The organism is Pseudomonas syringae pv. coryli str. NCPPB 4273 (genome assembly GCF_000972175.1).
In the GTDB taxonomy this organism is placed as follows: Bacteria; Pseudomonadota; Gammaproteobacteria; order Pseudomonadales; family Pseudomonadaceae; genus Aquipseudomonas; species Aquipseudomonas syringae.
Genome location: NZ_AWQP01000073.1, coordinates 1 through 21,399, shown reverse-complemented (window position 1 = coordinate 21,399; position 21,399 = coordinate 1). Strand labels below are relative to the sequence as shown.

The window sequence follows — 21,399 nt, the reverse complement described above, 5'->3', positions numbered from 1 at the left end:
TGTCTGTGATTCAGAAAATACAAGGGTTTCGACGCTTTTGGAGTGCTATGGATATTGGCGCTCCAAATGGTATTCCAAAGCACCTGATGCGAGCTTTTGGAAACGCACGGCCAGGCGGCTAGCACCGCGAATGATGACCTAAGAAGCACGGGGGGGGGGGCAGCGATGCCACTAACACCGTATCACTCACATGACTCTCCAAAAGACCCGCCCCCTTTGCAGGCGGGTCCAGCCAGGAAGACTATAGAGAGCGGATCGTGTAGTTGATGTGCAAAATGATATCGGTCAGGCTTTCCAGCAGCGCCTTCTGTTTCGTTTCGGCCTGCGGGAAACTGATTATCATGCTGCCCTCCTTGATATCTGCACCTTCAAACGGTAACCAACGCGGGTCATTAAAGTCGGGCTGAAACTGACCGCTGTCATTCACGCCTCGCGAGATTGCCATGTTGTCGCAGCCCGGCGGTAACTCGTTCACAACACCGGTATAATTGAGTACCGCCTGAACATCCTGATAAGGTCCTAACAAGGCGGGCAGTGATACGCTGACCTGCTTGATTCGGCGCAGATCTCCCAGCCCGCTGGGGTAGTCATCAACTATATTCAGATCCGCCAGTGCAATTGAAGCCGTTAACGCGCCGCTTTCGTCCAGCCTGACACGCTCGGCGCTGCCCTCTGGAGGCGTGTCACCGTTCAGCAACGCCGACACCGCAGCTGACAGCTCAAACTGATCGGTTTCTGCCAATGTGCTGCGATAAAAATCAGCCAGCGAAACAGTGCGTGTGACTTCAAGAGCACGTTTAGACCACTTCATCCGTGCGGTTTCCAACTGCGCCAGATTGAGCATAAGTCCCTCGCCACAGGTAAGTCCGGCCCAGGTACCCTGCCATCCACCACTGCGAATGTAGGTATCGCTCTTACCACTCTCCCAGTGCCACGCTTTTTCGGCCATCAGGCATCGAGACACAGCCAGGTCGTAAAACTGGAAGTAAATGGTTGCCAAACGACCACGCAGCCAGCTGTATAGAGCGCTATTACTAAACTTGGTCTGCAGAAAGTCCAACTGCGCCTGTGCTTGTCCTTGCTGCATCTCAAGGTGAGTTTTCTGCAGTTCAGCGGACTCTATGCGTACATCCAGAGCCGCCAGCTGGGCCTCAATCTGATGGATATCACCTTCTGCATTGTTGCGCTGGATCTCCCACTCCTCACGCCGGCGACGGTACATCTCTTCCTGCGAAATGCGGGAACTGTCCATCATCAAACCGTCGGAGTCTATGGTAATGCCAAGACCCACTATGTTGCCTACAGCACCAAAGTTCATCCCCCCATTGGCCAGCCCGAAGACATTAGGCGCAAGATCCAGAGTAGCCGCCGTCATGTGTACCATCTTGGCTCCGGTAGCAAGCGATTTTGCGCTTTTTTGTGCATCCAGAGACAGGCGCTCGCGAGCATTGAGGTCTTCATCATATAAGCGCGAGTAGCTGTCAAATCGTAGCTGGGCACTGTCTTTGGTGCGAGAAAGGACCGCTTTTTCGGCCTCCAGATCTCTGAGCATGCCTTCTTGTACGCGGATACTGCTGGCCATCAACTCAGTGCCCTGGTTTTGCAATAAGGCATTCAGTGATTCTGCATCTTGGCGCTCGAGCACGCCCTGCACCGCATTACCAAACTGAATAAGTTGAAATACCAGCCCGCGAGCACTTTCCAGCATCGGATCAAACCGCCAAAGAGGGAGAGAGGTGACGGGGAGCTCTGACCCGCCACTACTTTCTGCGGCCACGGCAGCGTTGAGCAAAGCCTTTGGATCGGCCGGCTTGGCAAACAGCGGCAACAGTAACGGTTGGCCGTCCAGCGTTAAGTTATGCCGCAAGTTGTACATGCGTTGGCGCAACGTTAACCAATAGCCCTGCATGACCTCGTTGACTTCCGGCAGGAACAATGAACTTGCAGTGGCCGTGTTTTTAGATGCCATAGCCTTAAGGGTTTCGGCTCTCCCCTCGCGCAGTAAGCTCAATACGGTCACGTGTTGCTCAGCCAATGCCTGAGAGGATGCATCGCCTAGCGATGGCTCAGTCCACTGCGCATTAGCGCGGATGTAGGGCTGTTCACCCAGCAGGTTCAGAGCCTGGCTGTACCAGACTTTCGCCTCGGTGAGGGTATCTCGCTCAAGCTTACGGTAGGCAGAGTCGCCTCGAGCAATAAGCAAGTCCAACGCCCGCATGAAGGTAGCCACCTTGTAGTGCATAGGGTCATTTTGCGCCACGGCATCAGGATCTACGGCTTTGAGTGGAGCGTCGTTCCAACTGATGTCCTCTTGGAGTGGGCGCACGTTCCAGTTACGGTCGATATGCTGACCGCGAACAACATAACCCGATGGGCTCCATACATAGCGCAACCATTGATCAGCCAGCGTGAATTGTTGTTCTTGCAGGAAGCGTTGCGCCGACATCATTGGGGTGTAGTAGAACAGCTCCCAGAAGTACAGGGCGTTGCCGCCCGCGAAGTCCATCGGTACGGTGCTATTATCACGTCCCGTAACGCTGTGGACAATATACGGAGCAAGAGGCGACGTGCGCCCGGGTCTCGCGATATCGACATCCCTCACGTTAGGTACGTAACCGATCCAAACGCTTTGGTTATTAGCTTTGTTGAAGTCTGCGCCTTGATACTGTATCCGCAGATGAATATCCGACGGTACAAACCAGCCGCGGTCAGGGCATGGAACAAACAGCTCCACTGGCGTTATAGCCTGATCACTAAGATTCCCTGACCACGCGAGATAGTTATCATCAACCTCAGCAAATGATTGATAATAAATCCTTACCCATTTCTCATCGCCGTGTTGTGCTTGGTCATAGACGGGCAAATTAAGCGTCACAAAAAAACCCTCGCCCAGCTGTGGTTCCTGAATCTCTTGCGTCTCGTAGCTAAGAATAGTATCGATACCCGCAGCAGCTCTCTCTACCAACTGGCGTGCAAACAGTGTATTGAGGCGCGTGCGATATGCATCAATCTGCATGTATTGGGCGTTTTCAGAAGTGGTTTTTAGCTGAATGAGATTTTTGACATCCAGAGAAGGCCGAAACAGGCGCAGTGTGTAGTGGGCGTAATCGCTTTCACGAACCTTAAACTTAACGTCCAGCGTAATCTCAGTACGCTCGCCCCATGAGCCGGCTACAGGCACTTGAAGCAACTTGAACTGATAGATCTTGGTTTCAAACCAACCTAAATCCCCGGGCTCTTCAGCATAATCTGTAATCGGAAAAGTTGCAGCACTTCCTCCACCCGTAATTTCTACGCGAATATCCTCTTGTGAAGCAGCGGTACCGCTAGTCACTTCAGACCCAGGCAACACTTCCAATTCTATCGGAATAATAAAAAGATACAGAAGTCCAATACGAGGTATCGGTACACGATTGGAGCCCGGACTAAAGTCTGCGTACTTATAGATGGCATATCCATCCGAACTTATATACATCTCCTCAAGCGTTAATGACACAAACATATCCGAGGAAGAATCATACGCGAAAAAGCTTCCATAGAACTTCTGCTCTTCCATAGACAAGGTCGTAGGAAATACAATATAAATGAAATTCGCCCCTCGTATGACATGATGCTCACCAAAGTCAGTTGTGACACCATGAAAAAACTCATATCCATCACCATTTACCAATAAGATCTCCACAAAAACCCTTGCTTTCCAGCCCGTCACTTTACTCGTAACTGTAAACCTAGGCGACAAACTAAGCATTATAGGGTCCAACCCAGATGCATCCACAACAGCTATATTATTAGCATCGCCTACAATTTCGAAATCCATTTCATGCCTGTTGAAAAAGGTTAGTTTTTTATCAACATCCAGCGCCTGCGCATACACATTGACGACGAAAGTAGAGTTTTCATTGTCCAACTGTTGTTCAATGTACGCAGCGAACGTTACCGCCTCATCATAGACCTTATAACTTATCGACATATCTTCATACACATAGAGTAGACGCTTGTCTGGCGCGTCCTCCGACGCTCCACTTACCGGTTCTTTGGTGTACACCAATACCGTCATGGCTTCCTCTTTCTGGAAGTGACTGCAATACAAACCTAGCGACGTCTTCTCCAGATCGAACCGGCTTAGCTCATCGGTAACATCAACAATTTTTGGTGAAGTCCAATTACCGTCGTAACGCAGGTAGGAAACATTGATGGCGTACTCAAACACCCCTGCATTATCCAATGCACGGTACGCATCAGGCGGTGTCACGTCTTTTCGCTCTAACCAGCAAAGATAAAGGCGCGATTTGAAAATCACTGGCCGGATACAGTCTCCCCACGGCTGTGCGGCACACTCTATCTTGCGCCAGTCTGTCCAGGCGTTCGCCGCTAACTGACCGTCTTCACCGCGCCGGCCTTCGTCCGCGCTGCGCCAGTAGAATTCACGCACTTCGCTCTGGTTAGTTCCGACGAAGTAGGTCTTCCCCTCGTGGACGTCCAGGTTGTCGTGATAGCCACTGATCACCCTGAGATTGGCCACCTCCTCAAAACTGTTGAGGTAGGTGTTGAATGCGTCCCCGACCGTATCGGTATTGAGTTGCGCCTGCCCCAACGTTTGCAGCATCGTATTCATCATGCCGCTTTGGCCCAGACGCACCGTGGGATCAACGTAGTTCTCCGGGTAGTAGACTAACTTCGCCGCGCCTGCCCAGGTGCTGTAGCGCTGGTTATAGCGTTCCCAGTCGGTAAAGAATTGACCCGTCACTGTCGCCTTATCCACGAAACCTTGTGACTCGGGCGCACTTAAGGTCCGTTGTATAAATGTCTGCAAGCTCACGATGGCTTCAGCCACTCGAGAGGTCATGACCTGCGGCCCGTTAAGGTTGTCCAAAAGCAGATATTGATAAAGCCCTTCGCGGGAGCTATTTGCCAACTGGGCAGTCATCCCGGACTTGAGCAAATAACCGCACAGGGCGGCGCTGAGTCCGGAGGCCAAAGCCGCCTCCATGCCTTTCGTCTCGTTTTGCGATAGTCCGGCTGAGAACGCATCTGCAACGCGCACCCAGTCGTCCCATGCCGGCTGATTATCTGCTGCATAGCTCAGCGCAAGCAGCTCCCCGATATTCACGGGTGTCACACCAAAGGCGGCGCTCAATGCCGCCCACTGCAACACAGCGTCGATCTCCGACCACGCACTCAGCTGTGTGTCTGAAGCGGCTTGAGCCTGGGCAAATGCTTGCTCAGTAGCCTGCTCGAACCTTGCCGCATCGTCATTCAGCGCAATGGCAAGATCGGCCGGGGTGAGGGTGTCCGCCACAAAGGCTGCCAGTAAGGTAGACGCACCATCACCCAGGCTTTTTAGCCAGGCACTAAAGTTACACAGCGCTTGTACCGTTGCCAAAGCACGCGGCAACACCACAGTCTCTGGCACAGGACCCAAGAGCCGAGCAGGACTGGCTACAAACAATGAAAAGGCTTGGGGGTTGATACCTGTGGCGTGATAAATCAGCGCCAATTGCGCCAGGCCGTAGCAAAAGGCAACGGCCTTCACATCGTTGGTCGCCGCCCCGTCCCAGAATTGATCCACGGTCCACTCAGCGGGCTGGAGGCCATTGGCCCAGGCAAGAACCGACTCAGCCACTGCAGCGGACGGTAGCGCTAAAGACGAAACCAAAACGGGTGCAAGAAGAGAGATACGTTTAGCCAACGTATCGGCGTTACCGTTAGCGTCTATCATTCGCTTGACTTCGTCCAGTAGCGCCGAAATTTCGGTGCTGGCCACCTGCATAAATGTGGGGCGTGTTAGCAGCTCAACGGAGGCAACGGACAGTTTTCGGGCGTTAAGCCACTGCGTCAGGCTGTCGACCTTTTGCAGCCAACCTGACCATAGCTGAGTATTCTCTAGCTCGGAGGTGAGCCTGGGCAAGTCAGCAGCTTTTAGTAATTGCCCTAGCTCCGCCACACTAAGCCCATGCAGTCGTGCCCAACGACTCAAGGCGTACATCGCTGAAAGATTTTTCAGGTTAAGGGTAAATGCGCCTGTAGATACGCTATTGTCGAATATACTCAGCAACGTAAAAAGACCCACGTCATCAACGTTGAACGCGCGTTTCAAAACAGCTTTTTCAAAAGAGTGGTCGGCCGCGTTATCCGGCAGCAGGTTTATCTGGGTCGTCGACGGCGCGAATGACTCGCCATTGAGCGGCGGACTATTAAATACCTGATCGAACAGGCTTTGATTGTCGTCATAACTATTATTGGACAGTAGTCCTCCGCAGAGCACCAAGGCTTCTTCAGGCTTAACGCCATAACGCTGTACGCAGCGCTGAACCTGAAACAGAAGCTGCAATGTCTCATCGGTAATACTATTAGGATTAACGCTATTGACAATAGTTTCCAACGCTCTAGGATGCATCCCTGTCGCACGCCACAGGCGTATCGCTTTATTCAACTTAAGCAAGTAAGCTATCGCCGAGCGACTAATACTTACCTCGTACGCAACAGGAGCACGAATAAATAAGCCGTCTAGGCGATACCTTTCCAAATAAAGCGTAAAGCTACCCTCTGGAACACCCGACGCTATCTGAACGACGCAAGTGGTTCCCGCATCCGGTGGGGTCCAGTCAGGATCATCAAATAGAGTGTCCCCGTTATTTAAGCGTACCCGAAACGCGCTAAATTCCGGATGAACATTATTGTAACTAAATCTGAGTTCATAGGCGCCCGTTCCTTTAGGGAACAACCAAGCAAAGTCTAATGTATAATGCCGACCGCACTGCAAACGGTAGACCGCGCCATCAATCATGGTCGTGAGCACATTATCGACGTATTCGCCTTCTCCGCCTCCGTCTTGCTCACCCTCCCAGTCAATGGTTGTAAACAGCGTCACCTCTTCGTCACTGAGTCCGTAATAACGACGCAAACCCTGCGGATTCAGCAGGTACTCTTGAGGTAAGTCTCCAAAGTTTTTAGCGTATAGCTCTGCTGCGTTTTCCGAAGTGACCTCCTCGGTCAAAATAGTGTACAACTCAGGAGGCATATCAAAGGCCATTCCCGCCATAGTAGCCCCGGAAAACAACCCCGTTACCCGAGGGTTGGCCGCTAACTGTTTAAACTTAGGGTCCTTCTGTATACGACTCTGACGCAGACGTGCATGGGAGTGGTGATACGGAGTCGAGGCACTGAGTCGAAATTCAGCCAAGGCTTCCAATACCGCATTTTGATCATCAACCGCCATCTCCTTGCCGGCCAGGGTCATCAGCACCTCGTTGGAGAGCGAGAGAGCAGAAACTTCCTTGCTCATATTGCTCTGGCTGAGTAATAACCCCTTTAGGTCGGGCCGGCGCTTATCAATGTGATAAGGCGACTCTTCCGGGTACAAGCCGCGAGCATTGCGGTAGAGAGCCGTCAAGTAGGCCGCGGGTGAGAACATCGATGATACAGAGCCTGGTGACGTATAGACGCTGGCGCGATTACCAAACTGCTCTTCATAATCACGTAACGATGCGCCCGGAGGGTTGATGCCTAAACGCACTGCGTTTTTCAGCAATGGAGAGGATCGAGCCAACAAGCATTTCTCGTAAATGAGCGCCGCATCTCGCTCCTCTCGGGCAGCCTCGTACAGTTCGTCTACCTCACTGGATAATAACTCGCGAGTCGATAGCTTCTGACGGAAGGCTGCGACGGATGCCAACGCCTGCGCAGCCAGTGAATCCAGCCCCGCACGCGCTGACAAGCGTTTTATTCTGGACAATCTATTAAGACCCATGGGAATATCCTTATAATTAAATTCGCACACATGGCTATGTTTAGGGCTATGAAAGCACTGTCACAATTACAGTCGGAAATACATGGCCACCTTTCGGAGTGAGGAGCCTGGCGCTCAAGTGTTGTTCATGATAATTGAGCGTAGCAACGAACTAATCTTTAGCAACGCGAACACATCAACTTCATGATGACCGGTTGAAACCGAACGCTCGTCTTTTAGGCGAGAATGCTTTAGGCGAGCAGGTTTTATAGATCGATATAGTTGATGACGTCGCGCTTATTCCAGTGTTCTGTTTTCTAAATAACTCACTTTACGTTTAAGGTTTCAAGCGCCTCACGTCTCCATGGGATTTTATTCAACGTCTCCTGTCCCTTTGCGTTGCAAAACGTATCGGACTAGCTGAGCATTTCGTAACGCTGTGAACCCCGGATAAATACAGATCCTGGGTGGAACAAGATTATTTACCTGGCCCGCGTCGATGGAATTTCAGTAGCAACAGGGCTGACCCATCTCAAGAGGCAATCTTCGTATTGCCCGCATTCATGGACCAGGGCGGAAGCGCCCATGCTGTCTACATCAGACCATCGGGCTACGTCTGGCTGCGCAAGCAACTGTAGATCAGTCCGGCCGCTGCCCTGCTCTTCATCCTCCCAAGCCTGCCCCCCGCCACCGTAAGACCAGCGGCCATCCCGCTCATCTGACAATAAAGTATAGTGGCCATATATCATCACCCCTCTCGACCAAGGCGTGTGCCGTCGATAACGCTTCGACCGGCATAAGTATGGAAAACAGCACATGCCGCAACGAAGAAACCTGAAAAACTCTATTTTCGTCCCCCTGAAGCTGTCTCAATTGATCGGTCTTTTCAGTTGGGTTATCAGTTGGTGCCTGAACCCGTCCATTGATCGATCACTGGATATATTCATCTGCTGCGCGCTGGCGGGGGCGGCGCTGTCGATTATTGTCACGTCCAATAGCAGGAGCATGCTGGCGTGGCGTCTGTTTGGCATCATTTACATGGCATCCCTGACCTTTCTGTTCAGGGAACAGATCGAACGCATGGGCGTGGAAGCGTCGATGTGGGGGCTGGTTGTCACCTCCCTGCTCATCACGGGCATGAGCGTATTCTTCGTCAAGTTTATTGATTACATCGCTGCGGCGGCGTTGATCTGGTTGATCATGTGGCAAATGGACCTTACAGCCGTCGGCGTCAATCATGCACCTCTGTTTTATGTGTTCCTGATCAGCTCGACCTTGCTGGGCGGCTGCCTGAATGCAACCTTCCTGAGTCTGATCATGCAGACCATGGCAGCCAGGGACCGCTATCAGGAACTGTCCGAAACCGACACCCTGACGCACGCCCCCAATCGCCGCGCACTGGTTGCCAGTCTGAATACTGCGCTGGCGTCCGCTGAAAAATCGTCGTTGTGGTTTGCCATGCTTGATCTGGATCACTTTAAAAGTATCAACGACACCCATGGGCATGACGTGGGCGACCACGTCCTTGTTGGTTTTGCGACACTCCTCAAAGGCACAAAGGGACGGATCGCCTTCGGGCGTCTGGGCGGCGAAGAGTTTGGCGTAATCTTATCGGCGGCGAACGCCAAAGACGCTGTACACGCACTGGAAGAGTTATTGATGCTCGCGCAAAAAGATGAAACGGCTCAAGTGCCCTATTCATTCAGTGCCGGTGTTGCGAGTTTGTCGCGGGTTGAAACGGTCAACGACCTGTTGAAAGAGGCCGATGAGAACCTGTATCACGCCAAGCGCAGTGGCAGAAAATGTATTTCCTTTGAAGGCAGGATAGTTTCGTCGAGCGCTGCAAGTACGACGAAGCAGAATCAAGCGACGCAATCCGTTGACGCGCCTACGCATGCGTAGCGCCCGTCTGCCCCTTCAAACATTGCCGCCGCGCCGCACGTTCGAATACCGATCGATATCCTCCCGCAACGTCCACCCCTGCCGGTGCCAATAACGCCCGGCCGCTTCATTACTTTTCATGACGTCCAGGTGACACTTGTAAATACCCAGCGCGTCCAGACACTCGAGGCAGCGTTCGACCAACTCATGGGCAATACCGCGCCCGCGATACTCGGGCAGCACGATCAGATGCTGCAGATAACCGCGGCGGCCGTCATGCCCGCACATCACGCAACCGCACAAGGCGCCGTCCGCCTCGGCGACGAAACTCATGCCGGGGTTGCGTTCGAGGTAGCGCGCGGTGGCTTCGCGTGAATCTGCGTCGCGCAGGGAAATGCCCGGTGTGCTGCGCATCAACTCGATGACCGTGTCGTAATCGTCCAGGGTCATGCTGCGAATCGTGATCATGGGCTAAGCGGCCTGCCGTCTCATGGGCTGCACAGGTTAGCAGAGCCGCTTGATGCCTTGATGACAGCGCTGCCAGAGTCTGCCTATCGCCCCGTAATGTTCTTTCTATTAGAAATCTTCGTGAAGAAGGCTAATCTGCATAAGCATCGGCGAGAGTCGTGCGGTTTCACCCTGATAAGGAGATAACAATGAGCTCAAGTTTGCGACGCACGCTGTGGGCTCGGCTCGCAGCAATCTGATGATCGCTGTGCTGCGTATCTGTAGAGCTGGCCTGATCGTTGACCGAACGGCCGGCATGAACCCAGTGCTGTTGAGTTCCGTCATCACTGTCTGAGGTCCCACGAGTGGACTGGATGGCCGGATGCAAATGACAAAAAGGTGTATCAAGCATGTCAACTGAATCGAAATGCCCCTTCAACCACGCTGCCGGCGGCGGCACCACCAACCGTGACTGGTGGCCCAAGCAGCTGAATCTGAAGATCCTGCATCAGCATTCCTCGCTCTCTGACCCGATGGGCGAGAGTTTCGACTATGCCAAGGAGTTCAAGAGCCTTGACATCGAAGCGGTCAAACAGGACCTGCGCAACGTCATGACCCAGTCCCAGGACTGGTGGCCGGCAGACTTCGGCCACTACGGCCCGCTGTTCATTCGTATGGCCTGGCACAGCGCCGGTACCTACCGCACAGGCGATGGTCGTGGCGGTGCAGGTGCTGGCCAGCAACGTTTTGCGCCGCTCAACAGCTGGCCTGACAACGTCAGCCTGGACAAGGCGCGCCGCCTGATCTGGCCGGTCAAGCAGAAGTACGGCCGCAAGATCTCCTGGGCTGACCTGATCGTGCTGACCGGTAACGTCGCGCTCGAATCCATGGGCTTCAAGACCTTCGGTTTCTCCGGGGGTCGCGCGGACGTCTGGGAACCGGAAGAAGACGTGTACTGGGGTTCCGAGACCACCTGGCTGGGTGGTGAAGAACGCTACGGCGCGCAGAAAAAAATGCAGCAACCGGGCGACGGCACGCTGGTGGCCGAGCCGGAAAATCACGCCAACGAAGAAAGCCGTACCGCCAGTGGCGAACGCAATCTGGAAAACCCGCTCGCCGCCGTGCAGATGGGCTTGATCTACGTGAACCCTGAAGGCCCTGAAGGTGTGCCGGACCCGGTTGCTTCGGCAAGGGATATCCGCGAAACCTTCGGTCGTATGGCGATGAATGACGAAGAGACCGTGGCGCTGATCGCCGGTGGTCACGCGTTCGGCAAGACCCACGGTGCCGGCCCTGCCGACAACGTTGGTCCAGAGCCTGAAGCAGCCGGCCTTGAAGAGCAGGGTTTTGGCTGGAGAAACAAATTCGGCAGCGGCAAGGGTGGCGACACCATCACCAGCGGCCTGGAAGTGACCTGGACTTCGACGCCGACCAAATGGAGCAACGAGTACCTCGAAAACCTCTTTGGCTTCGAATGGGAACTGACCAAGAGCCCGGCAGGTGCGCATCAGTGGACGCCGAAGAACGGCGCTGGCGCTGGCAAGATTCCGGATGCCCACGATCCATCCAAGCGTCATGCACCGAGCATGCTGACCTCAGACCTGGCGCTGCGCTTCGATCCGGCTTACGAACAGATCTCCCGCCGCTTCCTGAACAACCCTGAGCAACTGGCCGACGCGTTCGCCCGTGCCTGGTTCAAGCTGACTCACCGTGACATGGGCCCGCTGGCCCGCTACCTCGGCCCGGAAACACCGGCCGAAGAGCTGCTGTGGCAAGACCCGATTCCACACGTTGATCATGCGTTGGTGGATGATCAGGATGTGGCCGCACTCAAGGCCAAGATTCTCGCTTCGGGCCTTTCGGTCTCGCAGCTGGTATCGACGGCTTGGGCGGCAGCTTCTACCTTCCGTGGCTCGGACAAGCGCGGTGGTGCCAATGGCGGCCGTCTGCGTCTGGCTCCGCAGAAGGATTGGGCGGTCAATCAGCCTGCGCATCTGGCGGGCGTGCTGAACACCCTCGAGGGCATTCAGAGCGAGTTCAACGCAGCTCAGTCGAACGGCAAGAAGGTTTCAATCGCCGATCTGATCGTCCTGGCGGGTAACGCAGGTGTCGAGCAGGCTGCGAAACATGCAGGTCAGCACGTCACGGTTCCGTTCGCACCGGGCCGCGCCGATGCGTCTCAGGAGCAGACCGATGTTGAGTCGTTCAGCTTCCTCGAGCCGATCGCCGATGGTTTCCGCAACTATCAGAAGGGGCATTACAAGGTCTCGGCAGAATCGTTGCTGGTCGACAAGGCGCAACTGTTGACCCTGACTGCACCGGAAATGACTGTACTGCTGGGCGGCCTGCGGGTCTTGAACATCAACGTCGGACAGAGCAAGCATGGCGTCTTCACTGATCAGCCAGGCACCCTGACCAACGACTTCTTCAAGAACCTGCTGGACATGGGCGTGGAGTGGAAAGCGACCGCGGGTGGCACTGATACCTTCGAGGCCCGTGACCGCAAGACTGGCGCAGTGAAATGGACCGGCACCCGTGTCGATCTGGTCTTCGGCTCGCATGCTCAACTGCGTGCGATTGCCGAGGTGTATGGCAGCTCCGATGCACACGAGAAGTTCGTCAAAGACTTCGTGGCAGCCTGGACCAAGGTGATGAACCTGGACCGCTTCGACCTGGCTTGATGTGTCTGATGTGCTGAGTTGAAAAACGCCTCCCTTGCGGAGGCGTTTTTTTGCGGCTATCAAAAAGCGAAGGCTGATTTTATCAGCGGCTCATCATGCTTGCCGCCTGCTCCGTCGCTTCGGTGGTTCTGGTCGCCAGCTTGCGGACTTCATCCGCCACAACCGCAAAGCCCCGCCCTGCTTCACCGGCGCGTGCAGCTTCGATTGCCGCATTGAGCGCCAGAAGGTTGGTCTGGCTGGCAATGCTCTGGATAGTGCCAACTATCTGGGTCAGTTGAGCGATGTTCTCTTCCAGGTTTTTCTGATGCTGTGCTTCGGTGTCGCGAAGAGCGTCCTGCTCATGTTTCAAATGCACATCCACCAACGCACCGACCACCCTCAGCGGAACACCTTCGGGATTGCGCCGGGTCTGGCCACGCGCACGGAACCAGCGGTACTCGCCGGTTTTCATCTTCAGGCGGTACTCGATATCAAACGGGGTCTTGCCAGTCCGGTCATTCAAGTGCGCACCGAATGCCGTCAGACTGCGCTCCTTGTCTTCAGGGTGCAGCCGTGACGCCCAGCTATCCAGTACGTCGGGAAACTCTTCGACCGTTTCAAAACCCAGCAGGCGCCTGAACTGGGGGGACCACCAGAACGGATTGCGCGCATTGACCGGGTCGCCGGCAATCACCTCCATGTCCCAAAGACCATCGGAGAGCATCTCCCGAGCCAGTTCGAAGCGGGTAATGATCACATCGTGTTCAAGATCACGCTCAAGCTCGTCGTGGATATCCCGCAGAGAACCGGCGACCCGCAGCGGCGTTCCGCGTGCGTCTCTTAACGTTTCGCCCTGGGCATAAAACCAGCGATAAGTGCCGTTCTTCATCGCCAGACGATTCTTGATCCGATACGGCGTGTTGCCGGAACGGTCATTCAGGTGTTTGGCAAATGCGTCCAGCGAGGCTTGTTTATCCTGAGGATGAAGCCGGTCTGCCCAGCTCGCCAGTACGTTGGGGAAATCGCGCTCGTCGTTGAAACCGAGCAATGTGCGAAATTGCTGCGACCACCAGAATCGATTGTTCGGGTTGACCGGATCGCCCGCGACCACCTCCATGTCCCAGAGGCCCTCACTTGACGCGCGGTTGACCAGATCAAAGCGTGTTCCATAAGCGGCAGCCGAGGCAGAGGCTTCGCCCAGCAGATGGCGGGCGGTTTCCAGTTCTTGCTCAAGCGCGGCAATACGTTGCTCGTCGAGGCGACGCTGGGTGCTCAGCGAGCTCCAGCATTCAAGTACCGCAGTCTTTTCCGCACATCCCCCTACCGCGGGCTCAGTGCCGCCCTTGAGCGAGGAGATCAGTTGCTGAAGGGCTTTTTTGTCACGACGGGGGCTGAACAGGTGAAGCATGCTGTGGGCTCTCAAAGTAGGAGAAGTTGGCCGAGTCCCTGGCACGTCCCGTCTTTATCGTCCTGCCGCCCGGTTTCTGTAATGCCAGATTGCAATCAGATAATGGTCACTCGTTCCAGCATCAACTTCACGGCCTGCTGATCGGTTTGCGCCCCTGCCACCGACTTCGCTACCCGGATGCGGACGCAGAGCGTCCAGAACGGCATTCCACTGGAGCGTGAGGAACGATAGTCTTGTAACTATCGTGCCAAGGACTACTGCAGTTTCACCCCCGCTGTGCAAACCTGCGCAATACCACCACACCCAGCACAGCCGACAACACCGACCCGATCAGCACGCCCACCTTGACCTCGTCGACCAGTTCCGGCGCGCCCGGGAAGGCCAGTGCGCCAATGAACAGGCTCATGGTGAAGCCGATACCACACAAGGCTGCGACGCCATACAACTGGCCCCAGTTGCTGCCGTCCGGCAAACGGGCCAGGCCAGCGCGAATCGCCAGCGCGGCCATGGCGAATATGCCGACCTGCTTGCCGACCAGCAGCCCTAGCGCAACGCCGAGCGGGACCGGGTCCACGAGCTTGTCGGCGGTAATGCCCGACAGTGACACGCCAGCGTTGGCAAAACCGAAGATCGGTACGACGGCAAACGCCACCCACGGGTGCAGCTTTTCTTCCAGATGCAGCAGTGGCGAGCGAGCCTCTTCATCGGGTTTGCCCAACGGGATGCACAGCGCCAGCGCGACGCCCGCCAGGGTGGCGTGGATACCGGACTGGAGCATGAAGAACCACAGCAGCGCGCCTACAACCAGGTAAGGCAGCAGTTTTTTAACACCCAGACGATTCAGCGCGACGAGCACGGCGATGGAGCCCAGCGCTGCCAGCAGCATGGGAATGGAGAGATCGCTGGTGTAGAACAACGCGATGATCAGCACCGCGCCGAGATCATCGAGAATCGCCAGTGCCGACAGGAAGATCTTCAGCGACAGCGGCACGCGCTTGCCCAGCAGTGACAGCACACCCAAGGCGAACGCGATGTCGGTCGCTGCCGGAATGGCCCAGCCGCCGATGGTGTCTGGCCGCCCCCAGTTGAAGGCCACATAGATCAGCGCAGGAACCAGCATGCCGCCCAAGGCCGCAAAGCCTGGCAGGGCCCTCTGGCTCCAGGAGGCGAGCTGACCGGCGAGCACCTCGCGCTTGATCTCCAGGCCGACGAGCATGAAGAAGATCGCCATCAGACCGTCGTTGATCCAGTGCGAAACCGACAACCCGGCGAACACTGCGTGCAGCGCGGCGAAGTAGCTGTCGGCCAGCGGTGAGTTGGCAACGATCAGGGCCGCCAGCGCAGCCGCCATCAACACCAGCCCGCCAGCGGATTCAGCAGCGAAGAAACGCGTGATGAACGCCAGCGCGTTCGGGGATTCGGTACGGGGGGTGGGTTTGTGCATGACAGCTCCGCGGGGGTACAGCGCAAAAAGGCCGCAATTTTACCACCCGCAGAACCTGTCAAAGGCCTGGTAAACCTGAGGATACAAATTAACGTTTCCCGACCGAAAGCAGGCCGCGAAACGCCGCAGAAGAGTGCCTGCCGATCAGGCAGGCACCCTGCTCATGTCACTTCTTGACCGTTTCTTCGAGCGTAAAGCGGCCCAGCGGGTTCTGACCGAAGTGCTCGATGTTCTTGCGCGACACACTGATGTAGGGACTGTAGTAGAGGTCAATCCAGTTGACGTCCGCCTTGGCCATTTTCTGCAGGTCGATGTACATCTGCTCACGCTTTTTCGGGTCCATCTCGACCCGTGCGGCAGCGACCAGCTCCTTGACCTTGTCGTTCTTGTAACGGGTCATGTAGTTGTTGTTGGTGTCGTGGCCGAGCACGAAGGTGGTCTTCTGGTCCGGGTCGAGGATGTCGTTGGTCCAGTACATCACGGAGATGTCGTAGTCACCGGCAATCAGCATGTCCCAGCTCTGGCTCGGGTCGACTTTCTGCAGCGTTGTGGTCACGCCGACCTTGGCCAGTTGCTGTTGCAGCATGACCGCGATTTGCTCGTCGACCTCGTTGCCCGCGTTGACCACGTAATTGAGTTTCAGGTCCGACGCACCCGCGTCCGCCAGCATCTGTTTGGCCTTGACCGGGTCATAAGGGCGTTGCAGGTTGTCGGCGTAGTGGTACAGCGCGCCTTTGGGAATGTAGGAATTGGCCACGGTGCCCAGCCCGAAGGTGGCGGCTTCGACCAGCGATTTCTTGTCGATGGCCATGTCCAGCGCCTGACGCACTTCCGGCTTGGCCAATGCGCCGTGTTCGTGGTTGATCAGCAGATGATCTTCACGGGTGGAGGGGTCGAGATGGACCACCAGATCGGGGTCCTTCTGCAGATTTGCGATGCGCGAGAACGGTATCCATATCGCAGCATCGAGCTCGCCCTTCTGGACCATGAGCGTGCGGGTGTTGTCGTCCGGCACCGAGATCCACTCGACACCGTCCAGGCTCACGCTCGGCGCTTCCCAGAAGTTGGGGTTCTTCGCCAGAATCACCCGGTCACCGCGCCGCCATTCCTTCACGGTAAACGCGCCGGAGCTGACAGGCTGCTCGGCATACGCCTCTTCGCCCATGCTCTTCATGGCTTTCTCGGAGAGAATCGACACGTTGGGCAGGGCCAGTTGCGAGAGGAACGAGGCCGAAGGATTCTTCAGCGTGATCACCAGCGTATGCGGATCTGTCGCGACGGCCTTGTCGATAATCTTGTAGGAATCGCTCCATAGCGAACCCTTGTCGTCGCGAATTCGCAGCAGGCTGAACACTGCGTCACTGGCCGTCAGGTCCGAGCCGTCGGAGAATTTGGCCGGACGCATCTTGAGCGTGTAGGTCAGCCCGTCAGGCGAGATCGACCAGCTTTCTGCCAGCCCCGGTACCAGCTTGGTGCCTTTGTCATCTACGCGGATCAGCACGTCGTAGACGTTGGAAAACACCCAGTTGTCGATGTTCTGCGCACTTTTGATCGGGTCGAACGTGGTGCCGTCCTCACGACGGCCGATGGTCAGCACGCCCGCAGCTTCGGCCACGCCAGCCGCCAGGGAACAGGCCGCCAGCATGGCGACGGTCAGCATTTTCATTGGTCGAGCTTTCATACACAGAACTCCTTGTCGATGTCGGGACAGATGTCGTTACAGGTCAGGATCAAAAAATCGGGGCTTCCAGCACACAGTCGTAGCGCTGCTGGCCGACATGCCGGGTCGGTGGCGCGACGCTGGAACAGCTCGGCCTGGCAAACCGGCAACGCGGATGAAACGCGCAGCCGTCGGGTAAATTCAGGGGGCTTGGCGGCTCACCCTGCAACGGCTCGCCGGACAAAGGACGATCCGGATCGATTTCCGGAATCGCCTGAATCAGCGCCGCGGTATAGGGGTGGCGCGGCGAAACAAAGACATCCTCGACCGGGCCTTCTTCAACGATTCTGCCCAGGTACATGACCGCCACCCGATCACACAGGCGACGCACGATGGCCAGGTCATGGGCAATGAACAGAATCGCCAGATTCATGCGCTGGCGCAGCTCCAGCAGCAGGTTGATGATCTGCCCCTGAATGGAGACGTCCAGCGCCGCCACGCATTCGTCGGCAATGATCAGCCGTGGCTCGATGGCCAGCGCGCGGGCGATACCGACACGCTGACATTGTCCGCCGCTCAAGGCACCCGGCTTGCGTTCGGCAAATTCGGGCCGCAGACCGACCATGTCGAGCAGCTCGATGACCCGCGCCGGAATGTCGGAAGTGGCGACCTTGCGCTGCACGCCAAGCACTTCGGCCAGCGTCGCACCGATGGTCATTCGCGGGTTGAGCGAAGAGGACGGGTCCTGAAAGACCATCGCGGTTTCGTTGCGCAGGCGTTGCAGATTGATACCGCTGCCCTGGGCCATGTCGACGTCATCGAAGACGATCTGCCCGGAGGTAATGTCATTCAGGCGCAGAATGGCCCGCCCCAGCGTGCTCTTGCCGCTGCCGGACTCGCCGACCAGCCCCAGCGTTTCACCCGCACAAATGCTCAGCGATACGCCGTTGACGGCATGCACCCAACGCTTGTTGAGGCCCAGGAAACCCGAGCCGGGGGCCGGGAAGCGCACCACCAGATCATTGACGTTCAGCAGTGTGGTGCCGCTCATGAAACGGCCTCACGGGATTGCACCAGCGGGTAGTGACAGGCCGCAGCATGGGCAACGCCCATCGGCCGCATCAGCGGCAGCCTGTCAGGACAGTCTGCCCCTGCGTGGCTGCAACGCGCATGAAAACGGCAGCCGCTTGGCAGTGCATCGAGCAAGGGCGGCTGACCGGGAATGGTCCGTAGCAGTTCGCTGCCCGCGCTGCTGGCGGGCTGGCATTCGATCAGGCCGTGGGTATAAGGATGGCGTGCGCGAGCGAGCACGTCGCGCTTGCTGCCGTGCTCACAAAGGCGGCCGGCGTACATCACCGCGATGGAGTCGCAGGTTTGCGCCACCACGCCGAGGTCGTGGGTGATCATGATCAACGACAGCCCGTGACGATCGCGCAGGTCCAGCAACAGACGCAGGATTTGCGCCTGCACCGTCACATCCAGTGCGGTGGTCGGCTCGTCGGCGATCAGGACCTGCGGCCCACAGCCCAGCGCCACGGCAATCATCGCGCGCTGGCGCATGCCACCGGAAAACTCATGGGGAAAGTTATCCACACGCGACGCTGGATCGGGAATGCCGACCTGGCGCAAAAGATCGATGGCCTGCGCCCGGGCTTCACGCTTCGACGCGCCCTGATGCAGACGAACACCTTCGACGATCTGCTCGCCGATACGCATCAGCGGGTCCAGGTGGCTACTGGGGTTCTGGAAAATCATGCCGATCCGCCGTCCGCGCATGGCACGCATTCCAGCGGCATCCAGCTTCAACAGGTCGACATCGTTGAGGCGTACCGAGCCGCCGCGCACGTGCAGATCCGGCGACGGCATCAACTGCATCAGCGCCCGGCAGGCCATGGTCTTGCCAGAGCCGCTTTCACCGACCAGCCCGAGAATCTCGCCCTGGTGCAGGTCGAACGACAACCGGTCGACCAGCGTCACATTGCGGCCACGATGGCTCGCCACCACGCTCATCTCGCTGACCTGCAGCACGGGCGTACTCATTGCCGTTCTCCCAGGGTTTCGGCGACGCCGTCCGCCAACAGGCTGAAGCCCATAGCCAACGTCACGATGGCCAGGCCCGGAAAGGTGCAGATCCACCACGCAGAGGTGAGGAACGCCTGCCCTTCGGCGACCATGGTCCCCCACTCCGCCATCGGTGGTTGCACACCCAGGCCCAGGTAGCTGACCGATGCGCCGCTGAGCAACACCAGAACCGCGTCAGACATGGAAAACACAATCGAGCCGAACATCGCGTTGGGCAGTAGATGGCGAAACAGGATACGCAAGTGACCAAAACCCAGGCTCTTGGCTGCCAGGGCGAAATCGCTCTCCTTGAGCACCAGTATCTGTGAGCGGATCAGCCGCGCATAAGACACCCAGCCCACCAGTGCCATGGCGATGTAGAAACTGCTCAGGCCTGGCCCGAGAATCGCGATGATCGCCAGCATCAGCACCAGAAACGGGAACGCCAGCACGATGTCGATCACGCGCATGCACAGGTTGTCGAAGCGTCCGCCGATGTAGCCCGACAAGGCGCCGACGAAGGTCCCGATCATGAACGGGAAGATCACCCCGATCACGCAGATCTGCAGGTCGACGCGTGCCGCCCAGATCACTCTGGACAGAATGTCGCGACCGAAATTGTCGGTGCCGAACGGATGCGCGAGGTGCGGCGCGAGCATGCGCAGCTCGGTGTTCTGGTAGATCGGATCGTAAGGTGCAAGCCATGGCGCAAACAGCGCCAGTATCAGCCACCCGCCCAATAAAGAGCCGCCCAGCAGCATCGCCAGCCGGCCATTGCGCAAACGCAGACGAAACCGGGAACGCCAGTGCGGACGAAGATGGGCATGGGCCACGGTCATTTGATATTCACCCGCGGGTCAATGGCCACCGTGGCCACATCGGCCAGGAAGTTCACGATCACCGTGGCACAGGCCAGCACCATGGCCACCCCCTGCACGACCATGTAATCGCGACTGAAGATGCCGCGCACCAGCAACTGACCGATGCCGGGAATCGCAAACAGACTTTCGATCACCACGGTGCCGCTGATCAGCCAGCCGATGTTTACTGCCAGCAGGTTGATCGAAGGCACCAGCGAATTGGGCAACACGTGGCGCCGAAACAGCGCACCTTCACTGAGGCCACGCGCCCGGGCCGCCGTCACATGATCGGCTTGCAGCTCCACGAGCATGCTCGCGCGCAGGTTGCGAATCAGCACCGCAGACAGGGCCAGCGCAATGGTCAGACAAGGCAGCACCAGGTGATGAACCTTGTCCAGCCAGTCGCTGCCGTAACCCGACACCGGAAACCAGCCAAGCTGCACACTGAACATCAGGATCAGCATGATGCCCAGCCAGAACGCCGGCATGCCCAGCCCTGTGGTGGTAAAGACGCGGATCAGGTTGTCGCTCCAACTGCCTTTGTTGCGCGCCGCGAGCGTGGCCAGGGGCACGGCGATCAGCAGCGCCAGCAGAACGCTGCCCAACACCAGAAATACGGTGGGCTCGATCCTTGTGCTGATCAGCTTGAGTACGTCTATCTTGTACAGCAGCGATTTGCCCATATCGCCCTGCATCAGGTTTTTCATGAAATACACGTACTGTGTCCACAGGGGCTCATCCAGACCATACTGGGCACGGATGTTGGCCAGGGCCTGCGGTGTGGAACGCGAACCCAGCAGGATGCGCGCCGGATCGCCGGGGATCGAACGCACCAGAATGAAGGTGACCAGGCTGATGCCGAACAGCACCGGCAGCAGCTGCAACGGACGCTGGAGAATGAAACGATAACGACCCAGATTCATCAGACGCCCCGATGCTGTGACAGAAAATTCAGCAGGACCGGAAAGTACGCCGCCGCCCCCTCTACGTAAAAGGGCAGAGCAAAGTTGTAGTCGAACATTGACCATCCGTCGACTTTGATTGTTTTCAGCTCATCCGGCCTGTGTTCATAGCCCATTGCACTGCACCTTTGCGGACGACGCTCATGGCATCAACCCTATCCTGCAAGGCGAGCGCAGACAGCTAGCAATTCTTATAGGTTTTACAGGACTGGCAGCCGATTGGGCGCACGCGTGGCACCGTCCTTGCTAATTGTTATATTAGGCTTTGTACGAAAAGTCGGCGAGCG

General features: G+C 56.8%; 11 protein-coding genes and 2 pseudogenes. 2 read left to right on the top strand and 11 right to left on the bottom strand.

Going from position 1 to position 21,399, the window contains the following annotated elements; genetic code table 11:
• Positions 1 to 241: 241 nt before the first annotated feature.
• Positions 242 to 7,750: a Tc toxin subunit A-related protein gene (locus P406_RS25165; RefSeq protein WP_046237697.1), complete on the bottom strand. Its 7,509-nt coding sequence runs from the start codon at positions 7,748 to 7,750 to the stop codon at positions 242 to 244.
• A 795-nt stretch (positions 7,751 to 8,545) separates the two neighbouring features.
• On the opposite strand from P406_RS25165, the gene P406_RS25160 reads away from it, so the two are divergent.
• Positions 8,546 to 9,631, top strand: a complete 1,086-nt coding sequence (locus P406_RS25160) for a GGDEF domain-containing protein (protein WP_046237696.1) — start codon at positions 8,546 to 8,548, stop codon at positions 9,629 to 9,631.
• Positions 9,632 to 9,646: 15 nt separating this feature from the next.
• Here P406_RS25160 and P406_RS25155 read toward each other — a convergent pair whose 3' ends face one another.
• Positions 9,647 to 10,078, bottom strand: coding sequence for a GNAT family N-acetyltransferase (locus P406_RS25155; RefSeq protein WP_046237695.1), 432 nt, complete (start codon positions 10,076 to 10,078; stop codon positions 9,647 to 9,649).
• A 389-nt stretch (positions 10,079 to 10,467) separates the two neighbouring features.
• Here P406_RS25155 and katG point away from each other — a divergent pair, with 389 nt between their 5' ends.
• Positions 10,468 to 12,738: a catalase/peroxidase HPI gene (gene katG, locus P406_RS25150; protein WP_046237694.1), complete on the top strand. Its 2,271-nt coding sequence runs from the start codon at positions 10,468 to 10,470 to the stop codon at positions 12,736 to 12,738.
• Positions 12,739 to 12,826: 88 nt separating this feature from the next.
• Here the strand turns inward: katG and P406_RS30450 are convergent.
• The 9 genes and pseudogenes from P406_RS30450 to P406_RS29520 form a co-directional block, all read right to left on the bottom strand.
• A pseudogene (locus P406_RS30450) lies at positions 12,827 to 13,093 on the bottom strand (methyl-accepting chemotaxis protein); the annotation flags it as partial.
• 21 nt (positions 13,094 to 13,114) lie between these two features.
• A pseudogene (locus P406_RS30445) lies at positions 13,115 to 13,834 on the bottom strand (PAS domain-containing protein); the annotation flags it as partial.
• Positions 13,835 to 14,390: 556 nt separating this feature from the next.
• Positions 14,391 to 15,569: a Na+/H+ antiporter NhaA gene (gene nhaA, locus P406_RS25140; protein WP_046237692.1), complete on the bottom strand. Its 1,179-nt coding sequence runs from the start codon at positions 15,567 to 15,569 to the stop codon at positions 14,391 to 14,393.
• Between the two features lie 166 nt (positions 15,570 to 15,735).
• Positions 15,736 to 17,250 carry an ABC transporter substrate-binding protein gene (locus P406_RS25135; protein WP_003418984.1) on the bottom strand — a complete coding sequence of 505 codons (1,515 nt, stop codon included), beginning with the start codon at positions 17,248 to 17,250 and terminating at the stop codon, positions 15,736 to 15,738.
• A 49-nt stretch (positions 17,251 to 17,299) separates the two neighbouring features.
• On the bottom strand, positions 17,300 to 18,280 hold the full coding sequence (locus tag P406_RS25130) for an ABC transporter ATP-binding protein (RefSeq protein ID WP_046237691.1): 981 nt from the start codon (positions 18,278 to 18,280) through the stop codon (positions 17,300 to 17,302).
• Entirely contained in the window at positions 18,277 to 19,269 is a 993-nt protein-coding gene (locus tag P406_RS25125; RefSeq protein WP_046237690.1) for an ABC transporter ATP-binding protein, read from the bottom strand. The genes P406_RS25130 and P406_RS25125 overlap by 4 nt, the downstream gene beginning before the upstream one ends.
• Positions 19,266 to 20,129, bottom strand: a complete 864-nt coding sequence (locus P406_RS25120) for an ABC transporter permease (RefSeq protein WP_046237689.1) — start codon at positions 20,127 to 20,129, stop codon at positions 19,266 to 19,268. The genes P406_RS25125 and P406_RS25120 overlap by 4 nt, the downstream gene beginning before the upstream one ends.
• Positions 20,126 to 21,073, bottom strand: coding sequence for an ABC transporter permease (locus P406_RS25115; protein WP_046237688.1), 948 nt, complete (start codon positions 21,071 to 21,073; stop codon positions 20,126 to 20,128). The genes P406_RS25120 and P406_RS25115 overlap by 4 nt, the downstream gene beginning before the upstream one ends.
• Entirely contained in the window at positions 21,073 to 21,228 is a 156-nt protein-coding gene (locus P406_RS29520; RefSeq protein ID WP_003368637.1) for a hypothetical protein, read from the bottom strand. Before P406_RS29520 ends, P406_RS25115 begins: the two co-directional genes overlap by 1 nt.
• Positions 21,229 to 21,399: the final 171 nt, after the last annotated feature.